We start from the raw sequence: 18,304 nt of genomic DNA, 5'->3' as shown, positions 1-18,304 counted from the left end.
TTCAGATTTCAGAAATCCAATCCCAGCGGATTGTCCGGATCGACGCCGGGCATGAACGGCACCCGCCGGTCCTGATCGGTGACCTGGTACACCAATCCCAGCCAGTTGTTGAACACCGCTTTGGCGGTGTCACGCCAGGTGTTGTCGAGCGCTGGGACCAACTCGGCCTCGGGGAATTCCGGCAGCGAGAGCCCCCGGCGTCGGGCCGCATCCACATCCTCGCGATAGGCGTCGAGGCGGGCGATGGCCGCCGTCGGCAGATAATTCTCCGGATACGGCGGATAGTCGTCGCGCTCGCCGGCCCAGTAACGCATCACCTCCCGCTTGTATTCCTTCAGCAGACTGATGGTGTCGTACTCGGGATGGCCCTGGAAGAACACTACCCGGAACCCGTCGGGGCTGGTGGCCAGGTGGACGCCCGCCTCGGCGCTCTCCACCAGCACCCGCACCCCGACCCGTTCCAGGTCGGCACGGAGCAGTTCGTTGAAGCGGGAATGGGGAACATCGAAGCGGGTGTTGATGTCGGCCACCAGCGGATGGCGCGGCTCCACCACCCGGTGGGAATACACCCCCCAGCGCTTGGCCGGCAGGCGGGTGCGGCGGATGCCGTAGCAGTACTGCACCAGGGCGTGGGTCGCCAGACAGGAACACAGGATCGAGGTGACGTTGCGCTTGGCCCAGTCGAACACGGCCGTCAGCGGTTCCCAGAAGGCTTCCTGGGGCAGGTCCGGATGGGTAACGTTGGCGCCGCTGACGATGAGGGCGTCGAGCCCCTCCGCCCTGATCCGCTCGAAGGGCTCGTAATAGCGGTCGATGTGGGCCTGGGCCTCCGGTCCCCGCGGCAGGCCGTCGATGGTGAAGGGATGGACGTAGAACTGGACGATCTGGTTGCAGGCGCCCAGCAACCGGAAGAACTGGCGCTCGGTGGCCTCCAGGGCCTTGTCCGGCATCATGTTGAGGAGGCCGATGTGGAGTTCGCGGATGTCCTGATGGCGGGCGTATTCCGGGGTCAGCACCTTCTGGCCCTCGGCCCGCAGGCGCGCGAAGGTGGGCAGCGATGTATGGGCGACCAGCGGCATCAGCCCGCCCCTCCCTGGCATTGCTTCCGGCCTTCGCGGGCGGCGATGGCGTCGGCCACCAGCTGGAGGAAATCCTGCTCGTCCCGGACCTTCGCCGCCTCGCCGGCGTCGATGACATAGCCATAGCGGTCGGCGATCTGCTGATAGCGCGGCAAACGAGATTTCAACAGACGCGGAAACACCCAGATCACGAACTCGTCCGGCGGCATTTCCTCCACCGCCCGGTAACCCTTCTCCCGCATGAATTCGTGCAGCTGCCGGTCCAGGAAATCCTCGCGGTAGTACAGCGGCTTGGGAGCGCGGCGGGCACGCTCGATCAGGGTCTGCTCCAGATCCGGCGTGGTGCGGATGTAAACCATCACCGTATGCCGGGCCAGGGTTTCCAGCACTTCCGGCGCGTCCAGCTCGCACACGCTGCCGCCGGCGTCGTTGATGAAATGGCGGTAATCGTAGATGTCGCGTGCCTTGTCGATGAAGGCGGGCACATCGAGCATGGCGGCGATCTCCGCCTCCCGGTGCAGGGTCTGGCGGCGCTTGAACTCCGCCAGGGGCAGGCCGCCCCGGGCCGGATCGCCGACCTTGCCGAGAAAGGTGGAAATCGGCGTCAGATTGTCCACGGTGATGTTGTTGCAGATGTAGATGGAGTCGGAACGCAGCAGGTCGCGCAGAAACGGCACTTGCATCGCCTGGCGCTTGATGTTGTCGAGAATCGGCTCGTTCAGGTACTTGGTGCCGATGCGGTAATCACCGGAATAGTGGAACCACTGCTCCTTGGGCAGCTTGTTGGCGAGGGTGGTCTTGCCAACCCCGGACATCCCCAGAAGGGTGATCCGTTTGGCATCCCAGGCGAGAAATTCCCGCGGCGTCAATCGCATCGATTCGGACTCCGAGATTCGAAAAAAAACGGTTATGGTAGCGGCCTGCCGGCCGGTGCGGCAACCGCAGTCTTGGACTGAAATGCCGACAGCCGGTTCAACCGCCGCGGTATCGACGACAAAATGTCAGAATTATGCGACAATCGTTTGCATGAAAGCGACAGTCGTGTCATTCCTGCTGCTGCCCGCGGTGCTGCTGTGGTTCCCGGCCATCGTCCCGGCGGCCGAAAATCCGCTCAGGCCGACGTGGCGCAGTCTCACTTTCGAACTGCCGCCCGCGTTCACGGTCACCGCGGAGATCGAGGACATCGACGCCGGTGCCGCCCCCCTGATCCAACGCCCGCGGGCGCTGGCGCCGCGGATGCCCCGCCTGATCCATCTCAAGGTCGCCACCCGGCTGCAATGGTTTCTGAGCACCAAAACCTGGCTGGGGGACCTGTGGCTGCAACCGGACTGGCGCGCCCTGCAACGCAACCGCCTGAAATCCGGCCGTTCGCGCAACCTGAAAATCTACCGCTACGCCGAACACGGCGTTTACCGCCTGCGCTACCGCCCCCGGGACGGGACAGACGCCCCGCCGTCCCAATGGCCGCTCACAAGCGAACAGTTCCACCCCTATTCCCCCAAAGTCGTCCGGCGCTGCGGGATGATCAGCGATCCTTACGCGCTGCTGATCCAGCTGAGCCGGAAGCAGATCCCCGGCACACCGCTGTGCCTGTTCAACAAACACAGCGTCTATGAGATCCGCCTGCAGCGGGAGGGGGTGCAAAGCTTCGCTGCGGACTTCCAGCGTGACGGCGAGCGCATCCAGGGCAGAATCGAAGCCGAGCGCTGGCGCATCCTGCCGACCCCCCTGGAACCGGAGCGCAACCCCGAAGCCTTCGAGTTCCTAGGGATGGAAGGCGTCATCGAGGTGCTGCGCGATCCGGCCACCCACCTGCCGCTGCAGCTCCACGGTTATGTGGAAGCCCTGCCCCAGGCCCGCTTGCGCCTGACCCGGGTCCGGACCCGCTAGGCGGCCGCCACCCGGCGTGCCAGCCGCCGCAGCAGTCCGTCCGGCTCGGCAACCGCCAGGGCGGCGATCTCCCGTGCCCGGTCGCGCATATCGGCAAAGGCGTAGATGCGCAGCTGCGGGGCGTTGCCGGAGGGGCGCACGTGGGCGATCTCGCCGTTGGCGAAATAGCAGCGCACCCCGTCGAGGACGTTGAGCTTCACCACTGGCGCAAAGCCGTCTTCAGGGCGGAACACGCTTTCCAGCAGCCGTTTCTTCGCCGCCCAGGACCGGGCCTCGGGGCTGCCCTGGGGCCAGAAGCCGATGCGGTTGCCCTCGGCGTCGAACAGCGCGATGCCGTTCTCCTCGAAACGCAGTTCCTTGATCCGCGCGTCCTCCGGGGTGAAGTATTCGACGATGCGCCGGCTTTCGGCCTGGGGGAAATCGTCGATCAGATCCGACTTGCCGTAGCAGGGCGGAAAGGCTTCCAGCAGACCCAGCAGCCCCCCTTCGTGCCGTTTGGCGGCGGCCAGCACGCACAGCAGCGGCAGGGTCGCGTCCCGGGTCGGCAGGGCCTTGAGCACTCCGCCGCCGAATTCGACGTCGCACCCCAGCAGGAAACCGCCGTTGGCCTCCCAGGCCATGACCCGGCGGCAGCCGTCGGCCAGCAGTTCCTGCATGGCTTCGATCACATAGGGGGAGCCGATGCGGGTGCGTCGCACACGGATGCCGTGGGCGCCGAGCCATTCCTCCAGCACCGGATTGGCGCTGATGGGCACCGCCACCGCGTCGGCCCCGAGAAATTCGGCGACGATGGCGCCCAGCAGGTCGCCGGGGATGAAATGAAGTTCGTCCCCGTCCACCGCCACCACCAGGGGCCGGTCGCTGTCGCCGTCGGTGGAGAGGATTACGTCGATGTGGCGATCCTGCCGTCCGGCCAGGTCACCGAGCATCTGCAAATGGGCGTCGGAGATGGCCTCGGTGTCGAGGGGGACGAAGTGGTCGCTGCGCCCGGCGCAGACGACTTCGGCGCCGGCAGCGCGCAGGATCTGGGGGATCAGGTCTCGGCCCACGGCACTGTATTCGAAGAACAGCGCCCGCCAGCCGGAAAGGGCATCGACAGCGAAGACCTCGCGGTAGCGCCGACGGTAAACCTCGGCGGCCGCCTCATCGACCGGCGGCAGCTGCGGGCGTGTTTCGGGCTTGAGCATACCGTCGGGGCCGAAGGGGGATTCGGCGGCGGGGCGGCCGTATTCCTGTTCCCGGAAGCGCTGTACCGCCTCGACGATGCCCGGCTCGTCGCTTTTGAGCACCTCGCCGTCACAGCGGTTGGGCTTGATGCCGTTGCGGTCGGCGGGGATGTGGCTGCCGGTGACCACGAAGCTGGCCTCGCGGCGCTGCAGGGCGTAATAGGTCAGGGCGGGCGTGGGGATGCGGCCGCAATGGTCCACCGCCAGGCCGGCGTCGGCGATGCCCTTGGCCACCGCCTGTAGGATCCGCTCGGTGGAAGGACGCAGGTCCCCGGCCAGAGGGATCGCCACCTCGCCTTCGTGACCGGGACAGGTCAGCCGGCCACGGGTCTGGAAATACTCCAGGATGCCGCGGGTGAGGCAATAGACCTCCACATCCGTCAGTTCCTCCACCTTGCCGCGCACCCCGCTGGTGCCGAAACGCAGCCGCTTGGGCGCATGATCGAGAATGTCCCGTAACGTCGGTTCCTGGCTCATCGCACCACCTCCACTTTGGCAAAACGCCGTTTACCCACCTGAAAGATATGGATCCGGCCCGGCGGAATCACCCTTTTGGGATCCTCCACCCGCTCGCCGTCGATCTTGACCGCCCCCTGCCGGATCATCCGCAGCGCCTCGGAGGTGCTTTTCACCAGTCCGACCTCCCGCAGCAGGTGGGCGATGCCGATGCCTTCCGGTTCCGGAGCCGTCACGGTCACGGTTTCCAGATCCTCCGGCAGCGCGCCGCGCTTGAAGCGGGCCTCGAACTGCTCCAGCGCCTTGCGTGCGGCTTCCTCACCGTGGAAACGGGCGACGATCTCCAGCGCCAGCCTGACCTTGAAGTCGCGGGGGTTGGCCCCCTCGGCGCAGGCCCGCTTCCAGTCTTCGATTTCTTCCATGGGACGGAAGCTGAGGAGCTCGAAGTAGCGCCACATCAGTTCGTCGGAAATCGACATCAGCTTGCCGAACTGTTCTTCCGGCGGTTCGGTGATGCCGACGTAGTTGCCCAGGGACTTGGACATCTTCTGCACCCCGTCGAGCCCCTCCAGGAGCGGCAGGGTGATGACCACCTGGGGCTTTTGGCCGTAGCTCTCCTGCAGGTGGCGGCCCACCAGCAGGTTGAACTTCTGATCGGTGCCGCCCAGCTCCACGTCGGCCCTGAGGGCGACCGAATCGTAGCCCTGGATCAGGGGGTAGAGGAATTCGTGGATGGCGATGGCCTGGCCGCTTTGGTAACGCTTGCTGAAATCGTCGCGCTCGAGCATCCGCGCCACGGTGTATTTGCCCGCCAGCTGGATCAGGTCGGCAGCGCTCATGGCGTTCATCCAGCTGGAGTTGAACATCACCAGGGTTTTCTCCGGGTCGAGGATCTTGAAGATCTGTTCTTCGTAGGTGCGGGCGTTCTCGATCACCTCGTCGCGGGTCAGGGGCGGGCGGGTCTGGCTCTTGCCGGTGGGATCGCCGATCATGGCGGTGAAGTCGCCGATGAGGAAGATGGTTTCGTGGCCCAGATCCTGGAACTGCTTGAGCTTGTTGAGCAGCACCGTGTGGCCCAGATGCAGATCCGGGGCGGTGGGGTCGAAGCCGGCCTTGACCCTGAGCGGCCGGCCGCTGCGAAGCCGCTCGACCAGCTCCTGCTGCGGCAGGATTTCCTCGGTTCCACGCTTGATCAGCGCCAGCGCCTGTTCCACATCCGTCATGGAATCTCCTTGAGTGTTCAGAATTGGCAAGCTTGCCCGACATTATATAGACTAGGGCGCTCGTGTCGTACTGCTTGACCGAATAGCGCCGCGCAAGCCCCTGCCGGAAGGCTAGGGATAAGCGGCGCCCTGTAGCTGGTTGTATACTATCGCCATGTCCAAGCGCAGCCCATCGCCATGTCCAAGCGCAGCCCATCGCCATGTCCAAGCGCAGCCCATCGCCATGTCCAAGCGCAGCCCATCGCCCTCGTTCGTTCTGGAACTGCCCCTTCGGGTCGATAGGGCGGCAGAGCGTGTTTTGATGGCCCGCTTCGAGGCGGCAAGGCAGCTGTACAACGCCTGCCTGGGGGAGGCCCTGCGGCGGTTGGACCGGATGCGGTCCTCCAGGGATTGGCAGGCGGCCCAGCAGATACCCAGGGAGCAGAAGCAGGCAAGGCGGGCGGCGTTCGACGGGCTGCAACAGCGTTTCGGTTTCAGCGCCCATGCCATCGAGGCGTATGGCACGGCCTGCAAGAATGCCTGCTGGATTGGCGATCATCTCGACGCTCACGTCACCCAGAAGACAGCCCTCCGGGCCTTCAACGCGGTGGAGCAGTACCGCTTAGGCAAGCGGGGCCGGCCCCGGTTCAAGGGCCGGATCAAGGCGCTGCAATCGGTCGAAGGCAAGAGCAACGCGGCAGGCATCCGCTGGCGCGGCGACCGGGTGGAATGGAAGGGAGTGGTGCTGCGCCCCCTGTTCGACCGTAAGGACAAGCATGGTGTGCAAACCTTCGCCCTGCAATGCCGGGTCAAGTACGTCCGGCTGGTGTGGCGCCAGCTTCGGGGGCGGCGGCGCTGGTACGTCCAGCTGGTGCTGGAAGGCCGGCCCAAGTGGAAGGACAAGCACCCCATCGGCGAAGGCGACGTGGGCCTGGACATCGGCCCCTCCACCATCGCCGCGGTGGGGGAAGAAGAAGCCCTGCTGGAACCCTTCTGCCCCTCGGTCGAATATCTGGGCAGGAAGATCCGGCGGATTCAACGGGCCATGGACCGCTCCCGGCGGGCCACCAACCCCGACAACTACCACCCGGATGGGACGGTCAAGAAAGGCCCCCAGCGCTGGGTCCATTCCCACGGCTATCTGAGGCTCCAGGCCGAGCTTCGGGAATTGCAGCGCCGTATGGCAGAAGCCCGCAAGACCGAACACGGCCGGCTGGCCAATAGGCTCATGGCTATGGGACGGGTCTTCAAGACCGAAGCCGTCTCCATCCGGGCCTGGCAAAAGCGCTTCGGGCGCAGTATCCGCGACCGGGCGCCGTCCCTGTTTCTGAACCGGCTGAACCGCAAGGCTGAAAGCGCCGGCGGGAGGCTGGAAACCTTTCCGACCCGCACCACCCGGTTGAGCCAGGTGTGCCACCACTGCGGGTCGGTCGAGAAAAAGCCCCTCTCCCAACGCATCCACGCCTGCGGGTGTGGTGTTGTCATGCAACGCGACCTCTACAGCGCGTTTCTGGCCCGCTGCGTTGAAGGAGAGGCCCTCCACGTGGGGCTGGCGCGCGAGCGCTGGCCGGGTGCGGAACCGCTCCTTCGGGCGGCGTGGAGGCGAGCAACCTGCGATGGCAAGGGCAAGGTTCCTGCCACCTTCGGGGCTTTTCGGAGGCAGAGCGGGTCGTCCGAAGAAGGTGGGACAGCCAAAGTCGAGGCTTCCATTCCCGGAAGGGATGGAAGAGAGGCGGCGGTGGTTCCCGCCAGAACCCCCTGCCTTTAGGCATGGGGAGGTTCAGTGCCGATGGCCACGATTCTCAATCCCAAATACCTGCTCGCCATGCTCGGCGCCCTCATGATCGCCGCCGCCGGCCTGGATTTCTGGGAGATGCAAACCCTGCGAACGCCAACGGTTCCGGCGGCAAAGGAAGACAGCCAGGCAGCGGCCGATCTCCTGCTCCCTCCGGCGCCGACCACACCCATCGAGAAGCCACAGGCGAGCTGGGTGGAACACCGTATCGCCCGGGGGGACACCCTGGCGGCCATCTTCGCCCGTCACGGCATCGACGCGCGCCACCTCCGGCGGTTGCTGACCGCCGACGATCCCCTGGCCAAAACCCTGACTCAGCTCTATCCAGGGCGGACGCTGAAATTCCTGGTGACGGCCGACGGCACCCTGGAGAAGCTGGTCTATGAACGCAGCCGCATGGAGCGGCTGGAGGCCACGCCGACGGCGACCGGCTTCGCCATAGAAAAGATCCTCGAACACCCCTTAAGGGAGCTGCGCCACGCCCGCGGCACCATCGACTCGACCCTGTACGAAGCGGGTCACCAGGCCGGTCTGAGCGACAAGCTCATCATGGCGCTGACCGGAATCTTCGGCTGGGACATCGACTTCGCCCGCAGCATCCGTCCGGGCGACCGTTTCCAGATCCTCTACGAGAAGCTCCGCCTGGACGGGGAGGTCATCGGCGACGGCCCCATCATCGCCGCCGAGTTCGTCAACCAGGGCAAGATTTACCGCGCCGTCCGCTTCGTCCACCCCGACGGCCACGTCGATTACTACACCCCGGAAGGCCGCCCTCTGCGCAAGGCGTTCCTGCGCACCCCCGTCAAGTCAGCCCGCATCAGTTCCCGCTTCAACCTCCACCGCCGCCATCCGGTGCTGCACCGCATCCGCGCCCACAAAGGCGTGGACTACGCCGCCCCCATCGGCACCCCGGTGCACGCCACCGGCGACGGTAGGGTCGTCTTCCGCGGCTGGAAGGGCGGTTACGGGCGGGTCGTCATTCTCGACCACGGCCGCGGTTACACCACCCTTTACGCCCACCTGCACCGCTTCGGCAAGTTCAAGCAGGGCAGCCGGGTCCGCCAGGGGGACGTCATCGGTTACATCGGCAAGTCGGGGCTGGCCACAGGGCCGCACCTACACTACGAATTCCGCATCAGGGGCGTCCACCGCGATCCCCTGACCGTCCCCCTGCCCGACAGCCGTCCGCTGCCCGCCGGCCTGCGGACGGCTTTCGAGCAGCAGGCCGCCCCCCTGCTGGCGGAACTGGAAAAACCGCCCCCCCAGTCCCTGGCCCGGACCGAAACCAAACGGTGAGCGACCGCTACATCGGGCTGATGGCCGGCACCAGCCTCGACGGCGTCGATGCGGTGCTGGCCGAGATCCGCGGCGACCGCGACATCCGCACCCTCGCCTGGCATTACCATCCCTTCGGGGCGGAACTGCGCGCCACGCTGCAGCGCCATTGCTTCGGCGACCAAATCCCCCTTCCCCTGCTGGGGGAGCTCGATGCCTGGCTGGGGGAGACCTTCGCCCGGGCGGCGCTGGCCCTGCTGCGCGAGGCCGGCATTCCTCCTCACAAAATCCGCGCCATCGGCAGCCACGGCCAGACCCTGCATCACGGCCCTGACGCCCGCCACCCCTACACGCTGCAGATCGGCGACCCCAACCGCATCGCCGCGCTCACCGGCATCACCACCGTGGCCGACTTCCGCCGCCGCGACATCGCCGTCGGCGGCCAGGGCGCCCCGCTGGTGCCGGCGTTCCATCGCGCCGTTTTCTCTCAACCGGGCGAGGACCGCGCGGTCCTCAACCTGGGGGGCATCGCCAACCTCACCCTGCTGCCGGGAGACGGACGGCCGGTCACCGGCTTCGACACCGGCCCCGGCAACACCCTGCTCGATGCCTGGTTCCGCCGCCATCATCCACAGGGCCAGTGGGACGAGGCCGGCCGCTGGGCGGCACTGGGAACCTGCAACCCGGCCCTGTTGCGGCGTCTGCTAACCGACCCCTACTTCCAGCGCCGGCCGCCGAAAAGCACCGGCCCGGAACGTTTCTCCCTGGAATGGCTGGCGGGGCATCTGCGCGACTTTCCTGACCTGCCTCCCGAGGACGTGCAGGCCAGCCTGATCGAGCTGACCGCCGTCAGCGCCATCGACGCCCTGCGCCGGACCCTGCCGGAGGCATCCCGGCTGCTGGTGTGCGGCGGCGGGGTGCACAATCCCGTCCTGATGGCGGCCCTGGCCTGGCACAGCCCCTGCCCGGTCACGACCACCGTCGCCTGCGGCATCGACCCGGACCAGGTGGAAGCGCTGGCCTTCGCCTGGCTGGCCTGGCGGACCCTGGCGGGAAAGCCGGGCAACCTGCCGTCGGTGACCGGCGCCCGTGAGGAAGTGATTCTGGGGGCGGTCTATCCGGCCTAGACCGAGAACGACGAACCGCAGCCGCAGGTGGTCCTGGCGTTGGGATTGCGGATGACGAAGCGGGCCCCGGAGAGATCGTCCTTGTAGTCGATCTCGGCGCCCTTGAGATACTGGATGCTCATGGAATCGATCAGCACCTGGACGCCGTTCTTTTCGATCACGGTGTCATCCTCGGCCTGGTCGGCGTCGAAGGTGAAACCATACTGGAACCCGGAACAACCGCCACCGGTGATGTAAACCCGCAGCTTCAGGTCCGGATTTTCCTCCTCGGCCAGAAGTTCCGCCACCTTGGCGGCGGCGCTGTCGGTGAACACGATCGGTGTTTCGGTGGTTGACATGGTTTCCCTCGCTGTGACTGCGGACGATTATCCTTTTACCCGACCATTTTAGTCAACAATAGTGCCCGGGGAAGCCCGGCGCCGATCCATTTTTTCCGTCCTCCGGGGCCTGGGAACCGCTAAGGATACAGCCCCGCCATCTCCAGTCCCGCCGTTTCCGGCAGGCCGAACACCAGGTTCATGTTCTGCACCGCCTGGCCCGCCGCGCCCTTGACCAGGTTGTCGATCACCGCCAGCACCACCACCACGTCGCCGCCGCCGGGACGGTGGACGGCGATCTGGCAACGGTTGGCGCCGCGCACGTCGACGGTGTCGGGATGGCTGCCTGCGGGCAACACTTCCACGAACGGCTCGCGGGCATAGTGGCGCTCGTAGAGGGCCTGGAGATCGGCCTCCTCACGCAGGCGGGCGTAGAGAGTGGCGTGGATGCCGCGGATCATCGGCGCCAGGTGGGGAACGAAGGTCAGCGCCACCGGCTTGCCGGCCAGGGCCTGCAGCCCCTGACGGATCTCCGGCAGGTGGCGGTGGCCCGGCACGGCATACGCCTTGAAGCCTTCCCCGGTTTCCGCCATCAGGGTCGCCACCTGGGCCTGGCGGCCGGCGCCGGAAACCCCGGATTTGCAGTCGGCGACCAACCCCTGGCGCTCGATCAGCTGGTGGTGCAGCAGCGGCAGAAAGCCCAGCTGCACCGCGGTGGGATAGCAGCCGGGACAGGCGATCAGGCGGGCCTTCTTGATCTGGCTGCGGTTGACCTCCGGCAGGCCGTACACCGCAGACGCCAGCAGCTCGGGACAGGCGTGGGGCTGACCGTACCACTGTTCCCAGACCTGCGGGTCCTTCAGGCGGAAGTCGGCCGCCAGGTCGATCACCACCCGGCCGCGGTCCAGCAGTGCCGGGGCGTACTGCATGGCGGTGCCGTTGGGGGTGGCGAAGAAAATCACGTCGGCCTGGGCCAGAAGCTCCGGTTCCGGCGGCTGGAAGGCCAAATCCACCACGCCGCGCAGGTTGGGATAGACCTCGGCCACCGCCTTGCCCGCATCCCCGCGGGAGGTCACCAGCGCCAGCTCCGCCTGGGGATGGCGGGCCAGAATCCGCATCAGCTCGACACCGGTGTAACCGGTGCCGCCGACCACTGCCGCTTTGATCATTCCTTCACCTCCGGCTCGAAACAGACCGAGCATTATAACAAGGTATATTTGTTATACTCGAAGCCTTGCAAGCTTTTCACGCACCGATGGACGCCCAGACCGACGCCACTGCCTCCCTGCTCACCGCCGCCGGCTGGAAACAGCGGCTGGTGTTCTGGAGCGGCGCCATTCTGGTGGGGCTGTTCGTCAGCGCCCTGACGCTGCTGAGCGAGCAGGCGGTGGTCCATCTGCGTGCATTTTTCGACCGGGCGCCGATGAGTATCTGGCTCATCGGTCCTCTGGGACTGACGCTGACCGTATGGCTGACCGAACGCTGGTTCCCGGGAGCCGAACGCAGCGGGGTTCCCCAGGTCAAGGCGGCACTGGCGATACACGGGGATCTGACGCTGCGCCAACGCTTCGTGTCCTTTCCCATCGCCGTCGGCAAGGTGGCGCTCACCAATCTGGGACTACTGGCGGGAGCGTCCGCAGGACTGGGGGGGCCGGCGATCCAGATCGGCGCTTCGATCATGACCACCCTGGGCAGAGCGGCCCGCTTTCCGCCCCACTATCTGGAACGAGGTTTCATTCTGGCCGGCAGCGCCGCCGGTTTCGCCGCCCTGTTCAGCGCCCCGCTGGCGGGCATCATCTTCGCCATCGAGGAATTGGGGCGGGAGATGGAGGAAAAGATCAGCAGTCTGGTGCTGACCGCCATCATCTTCGCCGGCATGACCGCTTACGTGATCCTGAATCACTACATTTTCCTCGAAACCACCGAGGTGGCGCAGCCCCACGGCCGCGCCTGGCTCAGCATCGGGTACTGCGGGATCGCCGGCGGACTGGCCGGAGGCATTTTCGCCTTCCTCCTGGTGCGGCTCGGACGACGCCTGTCCCAGGCGGGCCGGCGCAGCCGCTGGGCGCTGATCGTCCTGTCCGGCCTGCTGCTGGCGGCCCTGGCGACGGTGAGCGAAGGCCAGACCCTAGGGACCGGCTATCCGATGCTGAAACAAATCGTCAACGCCAGCCAGGCCGCCTCCCTGTGGTTTCCCCTGGAGAAGGGGCTCGCGACGCTGATCACCGCCCTGAGCGGCGTGCCCGCGGGGCTGTTCGTCCCCTCGTTGGCGGTGGGCGCCGGACTCGGGGCCGACCTGCACCACTGGCTGCCGCTGGCGCCGCTGCAGACGATGGTGCTGCTGAGCATGTGCGCCTATTTCTCCGGCATGCTACAGAACCCGATGACCGCCTTCGTGCTGGTGATGGAGATGACCGACACCCACGAACTGCTGCTGCCGTTGATGGCGACCGCCTTCGTCGCCACCGGCACGGCGCGTCTGCTCAACCCTCGCCCCCTGTGCGAGATCCTGACCGAGAACTATGTCCGCGACCTTCCGCAGCAGGCTTAAAGGGCTGGGCATTCTACTGGGTCTGGCGCTCCTGCTCGCCTGGCTCGGCTGGCGGCTGGCGCAACCGCCCCATTTGATGCTGACCGATCTTTCCGGCCGCCCGGTTTCCATCCCACCCCGGCAGGGGCTGATGCTGGTGAACTTCTGGGCCACCACCTGTCCGGCCTGCCTCCGGGAAATCCCCGTGCTCGTCCGCCTGCACCGGCGCTTCGGCGCCAAAGGGCTTAAGATCGTGGGGGTGGCGATGCCCTACGACCGCCCCGACCGGGTGGTGCGTTTCGCCCGCGACTATCCCCTGCCCTACACCGTCGCCCTCGATCCCGCCGGGGCCGCCGCGGACGCTTTCGGTGTCCGTTTCACGCCTGCCTGGATACTCGTCGCACCCCGCGGCAGGATCGTCTGGCGCCACACCGGCTACGTGGACGAGGCCGAATTGGCCCGCCTGATCGAAACCCGTCTTTCATCGTGAGGACTGCGCATGTGGCTCAAAGCCTTTCACATCATTTTCATGGTCACCTGGTTCGCCGGCCTGTTCTACCTACCGCGCCTGTTCGTGTATCACGCCATGGCCGAGGACGAGATCGGCCGCGAGCGCTTCAAGATCATGGAACGCAAGCTCTACTTCGGTATCATGACGCCGGGCATGATCCTGACCTTCGCGTTCGGCATCTGGATGCTGGCCGACTACGCCTGGGCCCTCTACGGCCGGCAGGGCTGGCTCCATGTCAAGCTGGCGCTGCTGGCGGGGCTGGTGACCTACCATCTGGCCTGCGGCAAGTGGCTACTGGACTTCAAACACGACCGCAACCGCCACAGTCACGCATTCTATCGCTGGATCAACGAGGTGCCGGTGGTGTTTCTGTTCGCCATCGTCATTCTGGCGACGATCAAACCGTTCTAAGGGAAGCCAATGATGACGTTCAGATTAGGTGCACTGATCGGCTTTTCGTTTTGCGCCGCACTGCTGGCGGTGGCGGCCTGGTTTCAGTTCGTCGAGGGACTGCAGCCGTGCCCGCTGTGTATCAGCCAGCGGGTCATGGTGCTGTTGGTGGGACTGGTCTTCCTCGCCGCAGCACTTCACAACCGCGCGCCCCGGCTTTACGGCACCCTGGCCGGGGTGCTGGCCTTGGGGGGCGCGGCGATCTCGGCCCGCCACGTCTGGCTGCAGAATCTACCGGAAGACGAAGTGCCGGCCTGCGGCCCCGGCCTGGGTTACGTGTTCGAGCATTTTCCCCTGACCGAAACCCTACGCCTGCTGCTGAGCGGAACCGGTGAATGCAGCGAAGTTCTGTGGACTTTCCTGGGGCTGAGCATTCCCGCCTGGACCCTGCTGGCCTTCCTGGGACTGGCCAGCTGGGCGCTGTGGCTGGGATGGCGGCCTCAGGCGGGCTGACGCAAGCGGGCGTGCAGCGGACTCTTGCGCGGGAAATGGGCGCGTAGGAATTCCATCTGGTCGCTGAGTATCCGCCGTCCCTGCAGATAAATGTACTCGGCGTGGGTCGGCACGAAAGGGATCGCCAGTAGCTCCATGCCGGCCTGCTCCGGAGTCCGCCCCGCCTTGTGGTTGTTGCAACGCTTGCAGGCGGTCACCACGTTGGTCCAGGTGTCCTGCCCGCCCTGGCTCAGGGGGGTCACGTGGTCGCGCGACAGATCCCGGTGCAGGAAGCGCTGACCGCAGTACAGGCACAGGTGATCGTCGCGCCGGAACAGGGTGCGATTGTTGAGCGGCGGAATATAGTCCGGTCCCAGGGTCTTGCCGCTGTGACCGTAGGTGGCGATGATGGAATGTACTTCGATGACGCTGCGCCGCCCGGTGCGGGCGCACACCCCGCCGTGGACCCGGTACAATGGCGTCCCACAGGTGTAGGCCACCTGGTCAAGATAATACAGCTTGACCGCCGCCTGATAATCGATCCATTCCAGCGGCATGCCCGCCGCATCGGTCCTGAGCACCTGCAAAGACAGCGCGTTCATGTGGCCTCCACCCCGGTTGCATTGAAAAATTTCACGTCATGTCAAGATTTATGCACATTCCGTCTTCGTTTTGAAACCGAGCTGTCAAGCCCGTCTCCCCTCACCGGTCAAAATCGCATAACGGATTGATATAAAACAAGAATCGCGCCACTGACCAGTTTTTTTACAATTTGAAGACAGGCCAGAATCCATGCGCTTTACGGCCCGCTTTCAGCACCTTTTCCACAAACTTATCCACAGTTTCTGTGAATAAAAATCCGGGCGCGGATTGTTTCCTGCACAGATAAAGACTGTCTCCTGTAACCGATAATACTTCACATCCGCAACGCTTTGGAAGCCCGAATGCCCCCGATCCTCAAGGTCGCCGTTCCTGCCCCTCTCCCCGGAACGTTCGACTATCTACCGCCTCCCGGCGCCACACCGGCGCAGCTGCGCCCGGGCGTCCGTCTGCGGGTGCCGTTCGGACGCGGCACCCGCACCGGCGTCCTTATGGGACTGGCAGCGCACAGCCAGGTCCAAGGTGAGCGTCTCAAGCCCGCCCTGGAAATCCTCGACCCCCAGCCCCTGCTGCGGGAGACGGACCTGCAACTGTTGCAGTGGGCGGCACGCTACTATCACCATCCCATCGGCGAAGTCGTCGCTGCCGCCCTGCCCGCCCTCCTGCGCCAGGGAGGCCCGGCCCGACGCCGATGCCCGCAATGGCTGTGTCTGACCAGCGCCGGTCGGGAAGCCGAGCCCGGGTCCAACGCCGCCCGCCAACGGGCTCTGTTGAAGCTATTGCGGCAACATGACGGGGTGATGACACCCACCCGGCTCCAGGCCATCGACTGGCCCTGGCGGCCGGTGGCCAGAGCCCTCGCCGCCCGGGGCTGGGTGGAATTCACCACCGCCCCGCCGCCACAGGAAACCGTTTGCCGTCCGGATTTCGAGGCCAATCCCGCCCAGCGCGCGGCAGTCAGCGCCATCACCGCCGCGCTGGGAGGCTTTACCGCCTTTCTGCTGGAAGGGGTGACCGGCAGCGGCAAGACCGAGGTCTATCTGCAAGCGATCGAGGCCGTGCTGGCCCAGGACCACCAGGCGCTGGTGCTGCTGCCGGAGATCGCCCTCACGCCCCAGCTGCAGGCCCGCTTCCAGGCCCGGCTGGGACGCCGGGTGGTGCTGTACCATTCCGGCCTCAGCGCCGGCGAACGCCTCGACGCCTGGCTCGGCCTGCAGTCGGGGGAGGTGCCCCTGCTGCTCGGCACCCGCTCGGCGGTGTTCATCCCCATGGCGCGGCCGGGCCTGATCGTGATCGACGAAGAACACGACCCTTCCTTCAAGCAGCAGGACGGCTTCCGCTTCTCCGCCCGCGACGTGGCCGTGGTGCGCGCGCGCCAAACGGGGATCCCCATCGTCCTCGGCTCGGCCACGCCCGCGCTGGAATCGGTGTACAACACCAAGCAGGGACGCTACCGCCACCTGACGCTGCCGCACCGGGCGGGACAGGCCACCCCGCCCAACCTCCGGCTGCTCGACATCCGCAACCAGCGCCTGCAGGCGGGGCTGGCGCCGGCCGCCTGCCGGCGGATCGAGAAGGTGCTGGCGCGCGGGGAGCAGGTGCTGATCTTCCTCAACCGCCGCGGCTACGCCCCGACCCTGACCTGTCATGCCTGCGGCTGGATCGCCGAATGCCCCCGTTGCGACGCCCGATTGGTCCTGCACCGCCGCGACCGGCGCCTGCGCTGTCATCACTGCGGCCACGAAAAACCGCCGCCCGACACCTGCCCGGCCTGCACGGCTACCGACCTGCGCCCGCTGGGGCACGGCACCGAAAGGCTGGAGGAGGAACTGGGACAACGGTTTCCAAAGGCCCGCATCGCTCGCATCGACCGCGACGCCACCCGCCGCAAGGGCAGCCTGGAAACCCTGCTGCAGCAAGTCCGCCGCGGCGAGATCGACATCCTGCTCGGCACCCAGATGCTGGCCAAGGGCCACCACTTCCCCAATGTCACCCTGGCGGTGATCCTCGACGCCGACGCCGGGCTCTACAGCACCGACTTCCGCGCCCCCGAGCGCCTGGCCCAGCTGATCGTCCAGGTCGCCGGCCGGGCCGGGCGCGCCGACAAGGCCGGTGAGGTGCTGATCCAGACCCGCCACCCCCAGCACCCCCTGCTGGAAACGCTGCTAGCGGGGGGCTATCCCGCCTTCGCCGCCGAAGCCCTGGAAGAACGTCGCCAGGCCGGGCTGCCGCCCTTCAGCCACCAGGCCCTGCTGCGGGCCGAGGCGCGCCAGCCGGCGTTGCCGCTGCAGTTTCTGGAAGAGGCCGCCCGGCTGGCGGAAACGGGTCTTGAGGAGGTGCTGGTGCTGGGACCGGTCCCGGCCCCCATGGCCCGGCGGGCCGGCCATCACCGCGCCCAGCTGTTGTTGCAAAGCCGCAGCCGGGGGGCGCTGCACCGGCTGCTCGACGAGATGCTGCCGCGGCTGCGGCAATGGCCGCAGCAACGCCGGCTGCGCTGGCATTTGGAAGTGGATCCACTGGACCTATACTGAGCCGCCGGCCAGCAGCGCCTCCACGGCCCGGCGGCGGGGAATCCCCGGCCTGGCGCCCATCCGGGTGCAGCACAGGGCGGCGGCGGCGCTGGCGAAACGCAGCGCCGTCTCCCAGTCCCGCCCCTCCACCAGAGCGACGCAGAAGGCCCCGTGGAAGGTGTCGCCGGCGCCGGTGGTGTCCACTGCCCGGACCGGGAAGGCCGGCAGCCGGCCGCGCCGGCTTCCCCGCTGCCAGATCAACCCAGCCTCCCCCAGGGTGATGACCACCGCAGGTGAGCGCTGCGCCAGGGCCGAAAGCGCCGCTTCCGGGTCGTCCCGACCCAGCCACTGGGCGGCGAACTTGCGGGAAGCGAGCAGGTAGTCGACGGCGAACATCAACGCCTCGGTGCCGCGGTGCAGGGAGCCGGCATCGAGCACCGTGGCGATCCCCTGCTGCCTGAAACGGGGATGCCAGTGAAGCGACAGCTCCGGCTCGTGACCGTCGTAGAGCACGCAGGCCGGCGCAGTCCGGGACAGGTCCAGCGCCCCGGGAGACAAGGGGCGGGTGTCACCGCGGTAGTTGACCAGGGCCCGCCTGCCGTCCGGCTTGACCAGCACCGTCGACAGCGGCGTGGGGGAATCCCCGCGCACGATCCAGTCGGTGGCGACCCCGTCATCCCGGAGCTCCTGCCAATGGGCCTGGCCATGGAGATCGCGGCCGAGATAGCCGGCGAACGCCCCCCGCCGTCCCAGGCGGGTGACGGTCACCGCGGCGTTGGCCGCAGGCCCCCCGCCGCAACCGACGAAGTCGGTGGCGACGCATTTCTCGTCCTCCCCCGGATGATGGGGCACCGAGAACACCAGATCGTAAGAAGCGTGACCGATGCAGAGCACGTCCATCTTC

The 18,304-nt window shown here is 66.6% G+C and carries 17 protein-coding genes; 9 read left to right on the top strand and 8 right to left on the bottom strand.

What is annotated here, in order from left to right:
* Positions 1-8: 8 nt before the first annotated feature.
* Positions 9-1,079: a homoserine O-succinyltransferase MetA gene (gene metA, locus MIN45_RS05855; protein ID WP_286294009.1), complete on the bottom strand. Its 1,071-nt coding sequence runs from the start codon at positions 1,077-1,079 to the stop codon at positions 9-11.
* The gene (locus tag MIN45_RS05850) at positions 1,079-1,954 is read right to left on the bottom strand and encodes an ATPase (RefSeq protein WP_286294007.1); all 876 of its coding nucleotides are present in this window, start codon (positions 1,952-1,954) and stop codon (positions 1,079-1,081) included. The genes metA and MIN45_RS05850 overlap by 1 nt, the downstream gene beginning before the upstream one ends.
* A 151-nt stretch (positions 1,955-2,105) precedes the next feature.
* On the opposite strand from MIN45_RS05850, the gene MIN45_RS05845 reads away from it, so the two are divergent.
* Positions 2,106-2,969, top strand: a complete 864-nt coding sequence (locus MIN45_RS05845; protein WP_286294006.1) for a hypothetical protein — start codon at positions 2,106-2,108, stop codon at positions 2,967-2,969.
* Here the strand turns inward: MIN45_RS05845 and MIN45_RS05840 are convergent.
* Both MIN45_RS05840 and tyrS read right to left on the bottom strand, forming a co-directional pair.
* Positions 2,966-4,672, bottom strand: a complete 1,707-nt coding sequence (locus MIN45_RS05840) for a phosphohexomutase domain-containing protein (RefSeq protein WP_286294005.1) — start codon at positions 4,670-4,672, stop codon at positions 2,966-2,968. The genes MIN45_RS05845 and MIN45_RS05840 overlap by 4 nt on opposite strands.
* A complete protein-coding gene (gene tyrS / locus MIN45_RS05835) occupies positions 4,669-5,865 on the bottom strand; it encodes a tyrosine--tRNA ligase (protein WP_422732687.1) in 1,197 nt (398 codons plus the stop codon). Before tyrS ends, MIN45_RS05840 begins: the two co-directional genes overlap by 4 nt.
* 310 nt (positions 5,866-6,175) lie before the next feature.
* On the opposite strand from tyrS, the gene MIN45_RS05830 reads away from it, so the two are divergent.
* From MIN45_RS05830 to MIN45_RS05820, 3 genes are read left to right on the top strand one after another with little or no spacing between them, the layout of a single operon-like run.
* A complete protein-coding gene (locus MIN45_RS05830; protein ID WP_286294003.1) occupies positions 6,176-7,621 on the top strand; it encodes a zinc ribbon domain-containing protein in 1,446 nt (481 codons plus the stop codon).
* Between the two features lie 21 nt (positions 7,622-7,642).
* On the top strand, positions 7,643-8,944 hold the full coding sequence (locus MIN45_RS05825) for a peptidoglycan DD-metalloendopeptidase family protein (protein ID WP_286294002.1): 1,302 nt from the start codon (positions 7,643-7,645) through the stop codon (positions 8,942-8,944).
* Complete coding sequence (locus MIN45_RS05820; RefSeq protein ID WP_286294001.1) at positions 8,941-10,050, top strand: anhydro-N-acetylmuramic acid kinase; 1,110 nt, start codon at positions 8,941-8,943, stop codon at positions 10,048-10,050. The genes MIN45_RS05825 and MIN45_RS05820 overlap by 4 nt, the downstream gene beginning before the upstream one ends.
* Here MIN45_RS05820 and erpA read toward each other — a convergent pair.
* Positions 10,047-10,388: an iron-sulfur cluster insertion protein ErpA gene (erpA, locus tag MIN45_RS05815; protein WP_286294000.1), complete on the bottom strand. Its 342-nt coding sequence runs from the start codon at positions 10,386-10,388 to the stop codon at positions 10,047-10,049. The two genes, MIN45_RS05820 and erpA, sit on opposite strands and share 4 nt — an antisense overlap.
* 119 nt (positions 10,389-10,507) lie before the next feature.
* A complete protein-coding gene (gene argC, locus MIN45_RS05810; protein ID WP_286293997.1) occupies positions 10,508-11,536 on the bottom strand; it encodes an N-acetyl-gamma-glutamyl-phosphate reductase in 1,029 nt (342 codons plus the stop codon).
* A gap of 65 nt (positions 11,537-11,601) precedes the next feature.
* On the opposite strand from argC, the gene MIN45_RS05805 reads away from it, so the two are divergent.
* The 4 genes from MIN45_RS05805 to MIN45_RS05790 are packed head-to-tail and all read left to right on the top strand — an operon-like array spanning position 11,602 to position 14,311.
* A complete protein-coding gene (locus tag MIN45_RS05805; RefSeq protein WP_286293994.1) occupies positions 11,602-12,918 on the top strand; it encodes a chloride channel protein in 1,317 nt (438 codons plus the stop codon).
* Positions 12,890-13,387 carry a TlpA family protein disulfide reductase gene (locus tag MIN45_RS05800; protein ID WP_286293993.1) on the top strand — a complete coding sequence of 166 codons (498 nt, stop codon included), beginning with the start codon at positions 12,890-12,892 and terminating at the stop codon, positions 13,385-13,387. Before MIN45_RS05805 ends, MIN45_RS05800 begins: the two co-directional genes overlap by 29 nt.
* 9 nt (positions 13,388-13,396) lie before the next feature.
* Positions 13,397-13,819, top strand: a complete 423-nt coding sequence (gene hemJ / locus MIN45_RS05795) for a protoporphyrinogen oxidase HemJ (RefSeq protein ID WP_286293992.1) — start codon at positions 13,397-13,399, stop codon at positions 13,817-13,819.
* Positions 13,820-13,828: 9 nt separating this feature from the next.
* Complete coding sequence (locus MIN45_RS05790; protein WP_422732673.1) at positions 13,829-14,311, top strand: disulfide bond formation protein B; 483 nt, start codon at positions 13,829-13,831, stop codon at positions 14,309-14,311.
* Here MIN45_RS05790 and MIN45_RS05785 read toward each other — a convergent pair.
* The gene (locus MIN45_RS05785; protein ID WP_286293991.1) at positions 14,299-14,892 is read right to left on the bottom strand and encodes an HNH endonuclease; all 594 of its coding nucleotides are present in this window, start codon (positions 14,890-14,892) and stop codon (positions 14,299-14,301) included. The genes MIN45_RS05790 and MIN45_RS05785 overlap by 13 nt on opposite strands.
* A 342-nt stretch (positions 14,893-15,234) precedes the next feature.
* Between MIN45_RS05785 and MIN45_RS05780 the strand changes: the two genes are divergently transcribed.
* Complete coding sequence (locus MIN45_RS05780) at positions 15,235-17,421, top strand: primosomal protein N' (RefSeq protein ID WP_286293989.1); 2,187 nt, start codon at positions 15,235-15,237, stop codon at positions 17,419-17,421.
* Here MIN45_RS05780 and MIN45_RS05775 read toward each other — a convergent pair.
* A complete protein-coding gene (locus tag MIN45_RS05775) occupies positions 17,413-18,300 on the bottom strand; it encodes a carbohydrate kinase family protein (protein WP_286294131.1) in 888 nt (295 codons plus the stop codon). The two genes, MIN45_RS05780 and MIN45_RS05775, sit on opposite strands and share 9 nt — an antisense overlap.
* Positions 18,301-18,304 lie beyond the last annotated feature (4 nt).

Source organism: Methylomarinovum tepidoasis (assembly GCF_030294985.1).
Taxonomy (GTDB): domain Bacteria; phylum Pseudomonadota; class Gammaproteobacteria; order Methylococcales; family Methylothermaceae; genus Methylohalobius; species Methylohalobius tepidoasis.
This window is presented reverse-complemented; position numbering and strand designations above follow the sequence as displayed.

What these genes read in the sequence shown, in the direction of transcription:
- erpA (WP_286294000.1), bottom strand. Translation starts at nt 10,388, where the DNA reads ATGTCAACCACCGAAACACCGATCGTGTTCACCGACAGCGCCGCCGCC.
- MIN45_RS05775 (WP_286294131.1), bottom strand. Translation starts at nt 18,300, where the DNA reads ATGGACGTGCTCTGCATCGGTCACGCTTCTTACGATCTGGTGTTCTCG.
- hemJ (WP_286293992.1), top strand. Translation starts at nt 13,397, where the DNA reads ATGTGGCTCAAAGCCTTTCACATCATTTTCATGGTCACCTGGTTCGCC.
- MIN45_RS05845 (WP_286294006.1), top strand. Translation starts at nt 2,106, where the DNA reads ATGAAAGCGACAGTCGTGTCATTCCTGCTGCTGCCCGCGGTGCTGCTG.
- MIN45_RS05790 (WP_422732673.1), top strand. Translation starts at nt 13,829, where the DNA reads ATGATGACGTTCAGATTAGGTGCACTGATCGGCTTTTCGTTTTGCGCC.
- MIN45_RS05800 (WP_286293993.1), top strand. Translation starts at nt 12,890, where the DNA reads ATGTCCGCGACCTTCCGCAGCAGGCTTAAAGGGCTGGGCATTCTACTG.
- MIN45_RS05850 (WP_286294007.1), bottom strand. Translation starts at nt 1,954, where the DNA reads ATGCGATTGACGCCGCGGGAATTTCTCGCCTGGGATGCCAAACGGATC.
- MIN45_RS05840 (WP_286294005.1), bottom strand. Translation starts at nt 4,672, where the DNA reads ATGAGCCAGGAACCGACGTTACGGGACATTCTCGATCATGCGCCCAAG.
- MIN45_RS05830 (WP_286294003.1), top strand. Translation starts at nt 6,176, where the DNA reads ATGGCCCGCTTCGAGGCGGCAAGGCAGCTGTACAACGCCTGCCTGGGG.
- MIN45_RS05780 (WP_286293989.1), top strand. Translation starts at nt 15,235, where the DNA reads ATGCCCCCGATCCTCAAGGTCGCCGTTCCTGCCCCTCTCCCCGGAACG.
- MIN45_RS05785 (WP_286293991.1), bottom strand. Translation starts at nt 14,892, where the DNA reads ATGAACGCGCTGTCTTTGCAGGTGCTCAGGACCGATGCGGCGGGCATG.
- MIN45_RS05825 (WP_286294002.1), top strand. Translation starts at nt 7,643, where the DNA reads ATGGCCACGATTCTCAATCCCAAATACCTGCTCGCCATGCTCGGCGCC.
- argC (WP_286293997.1), bottom strand. Translation starts at nt 11,536, where the DNA reads ATGATCAAAGCGGCAGTGGTCGGCGGCACCGGTTACACCGGTGTCGAG.
- metA (WP_286294009.1), bottom strand. Translation starts at nt 1,079, where the DNA reads ATGCCGCTGGTCGCCCATACATCGCTGCCCACCTTCGCGCGCCTGCGG.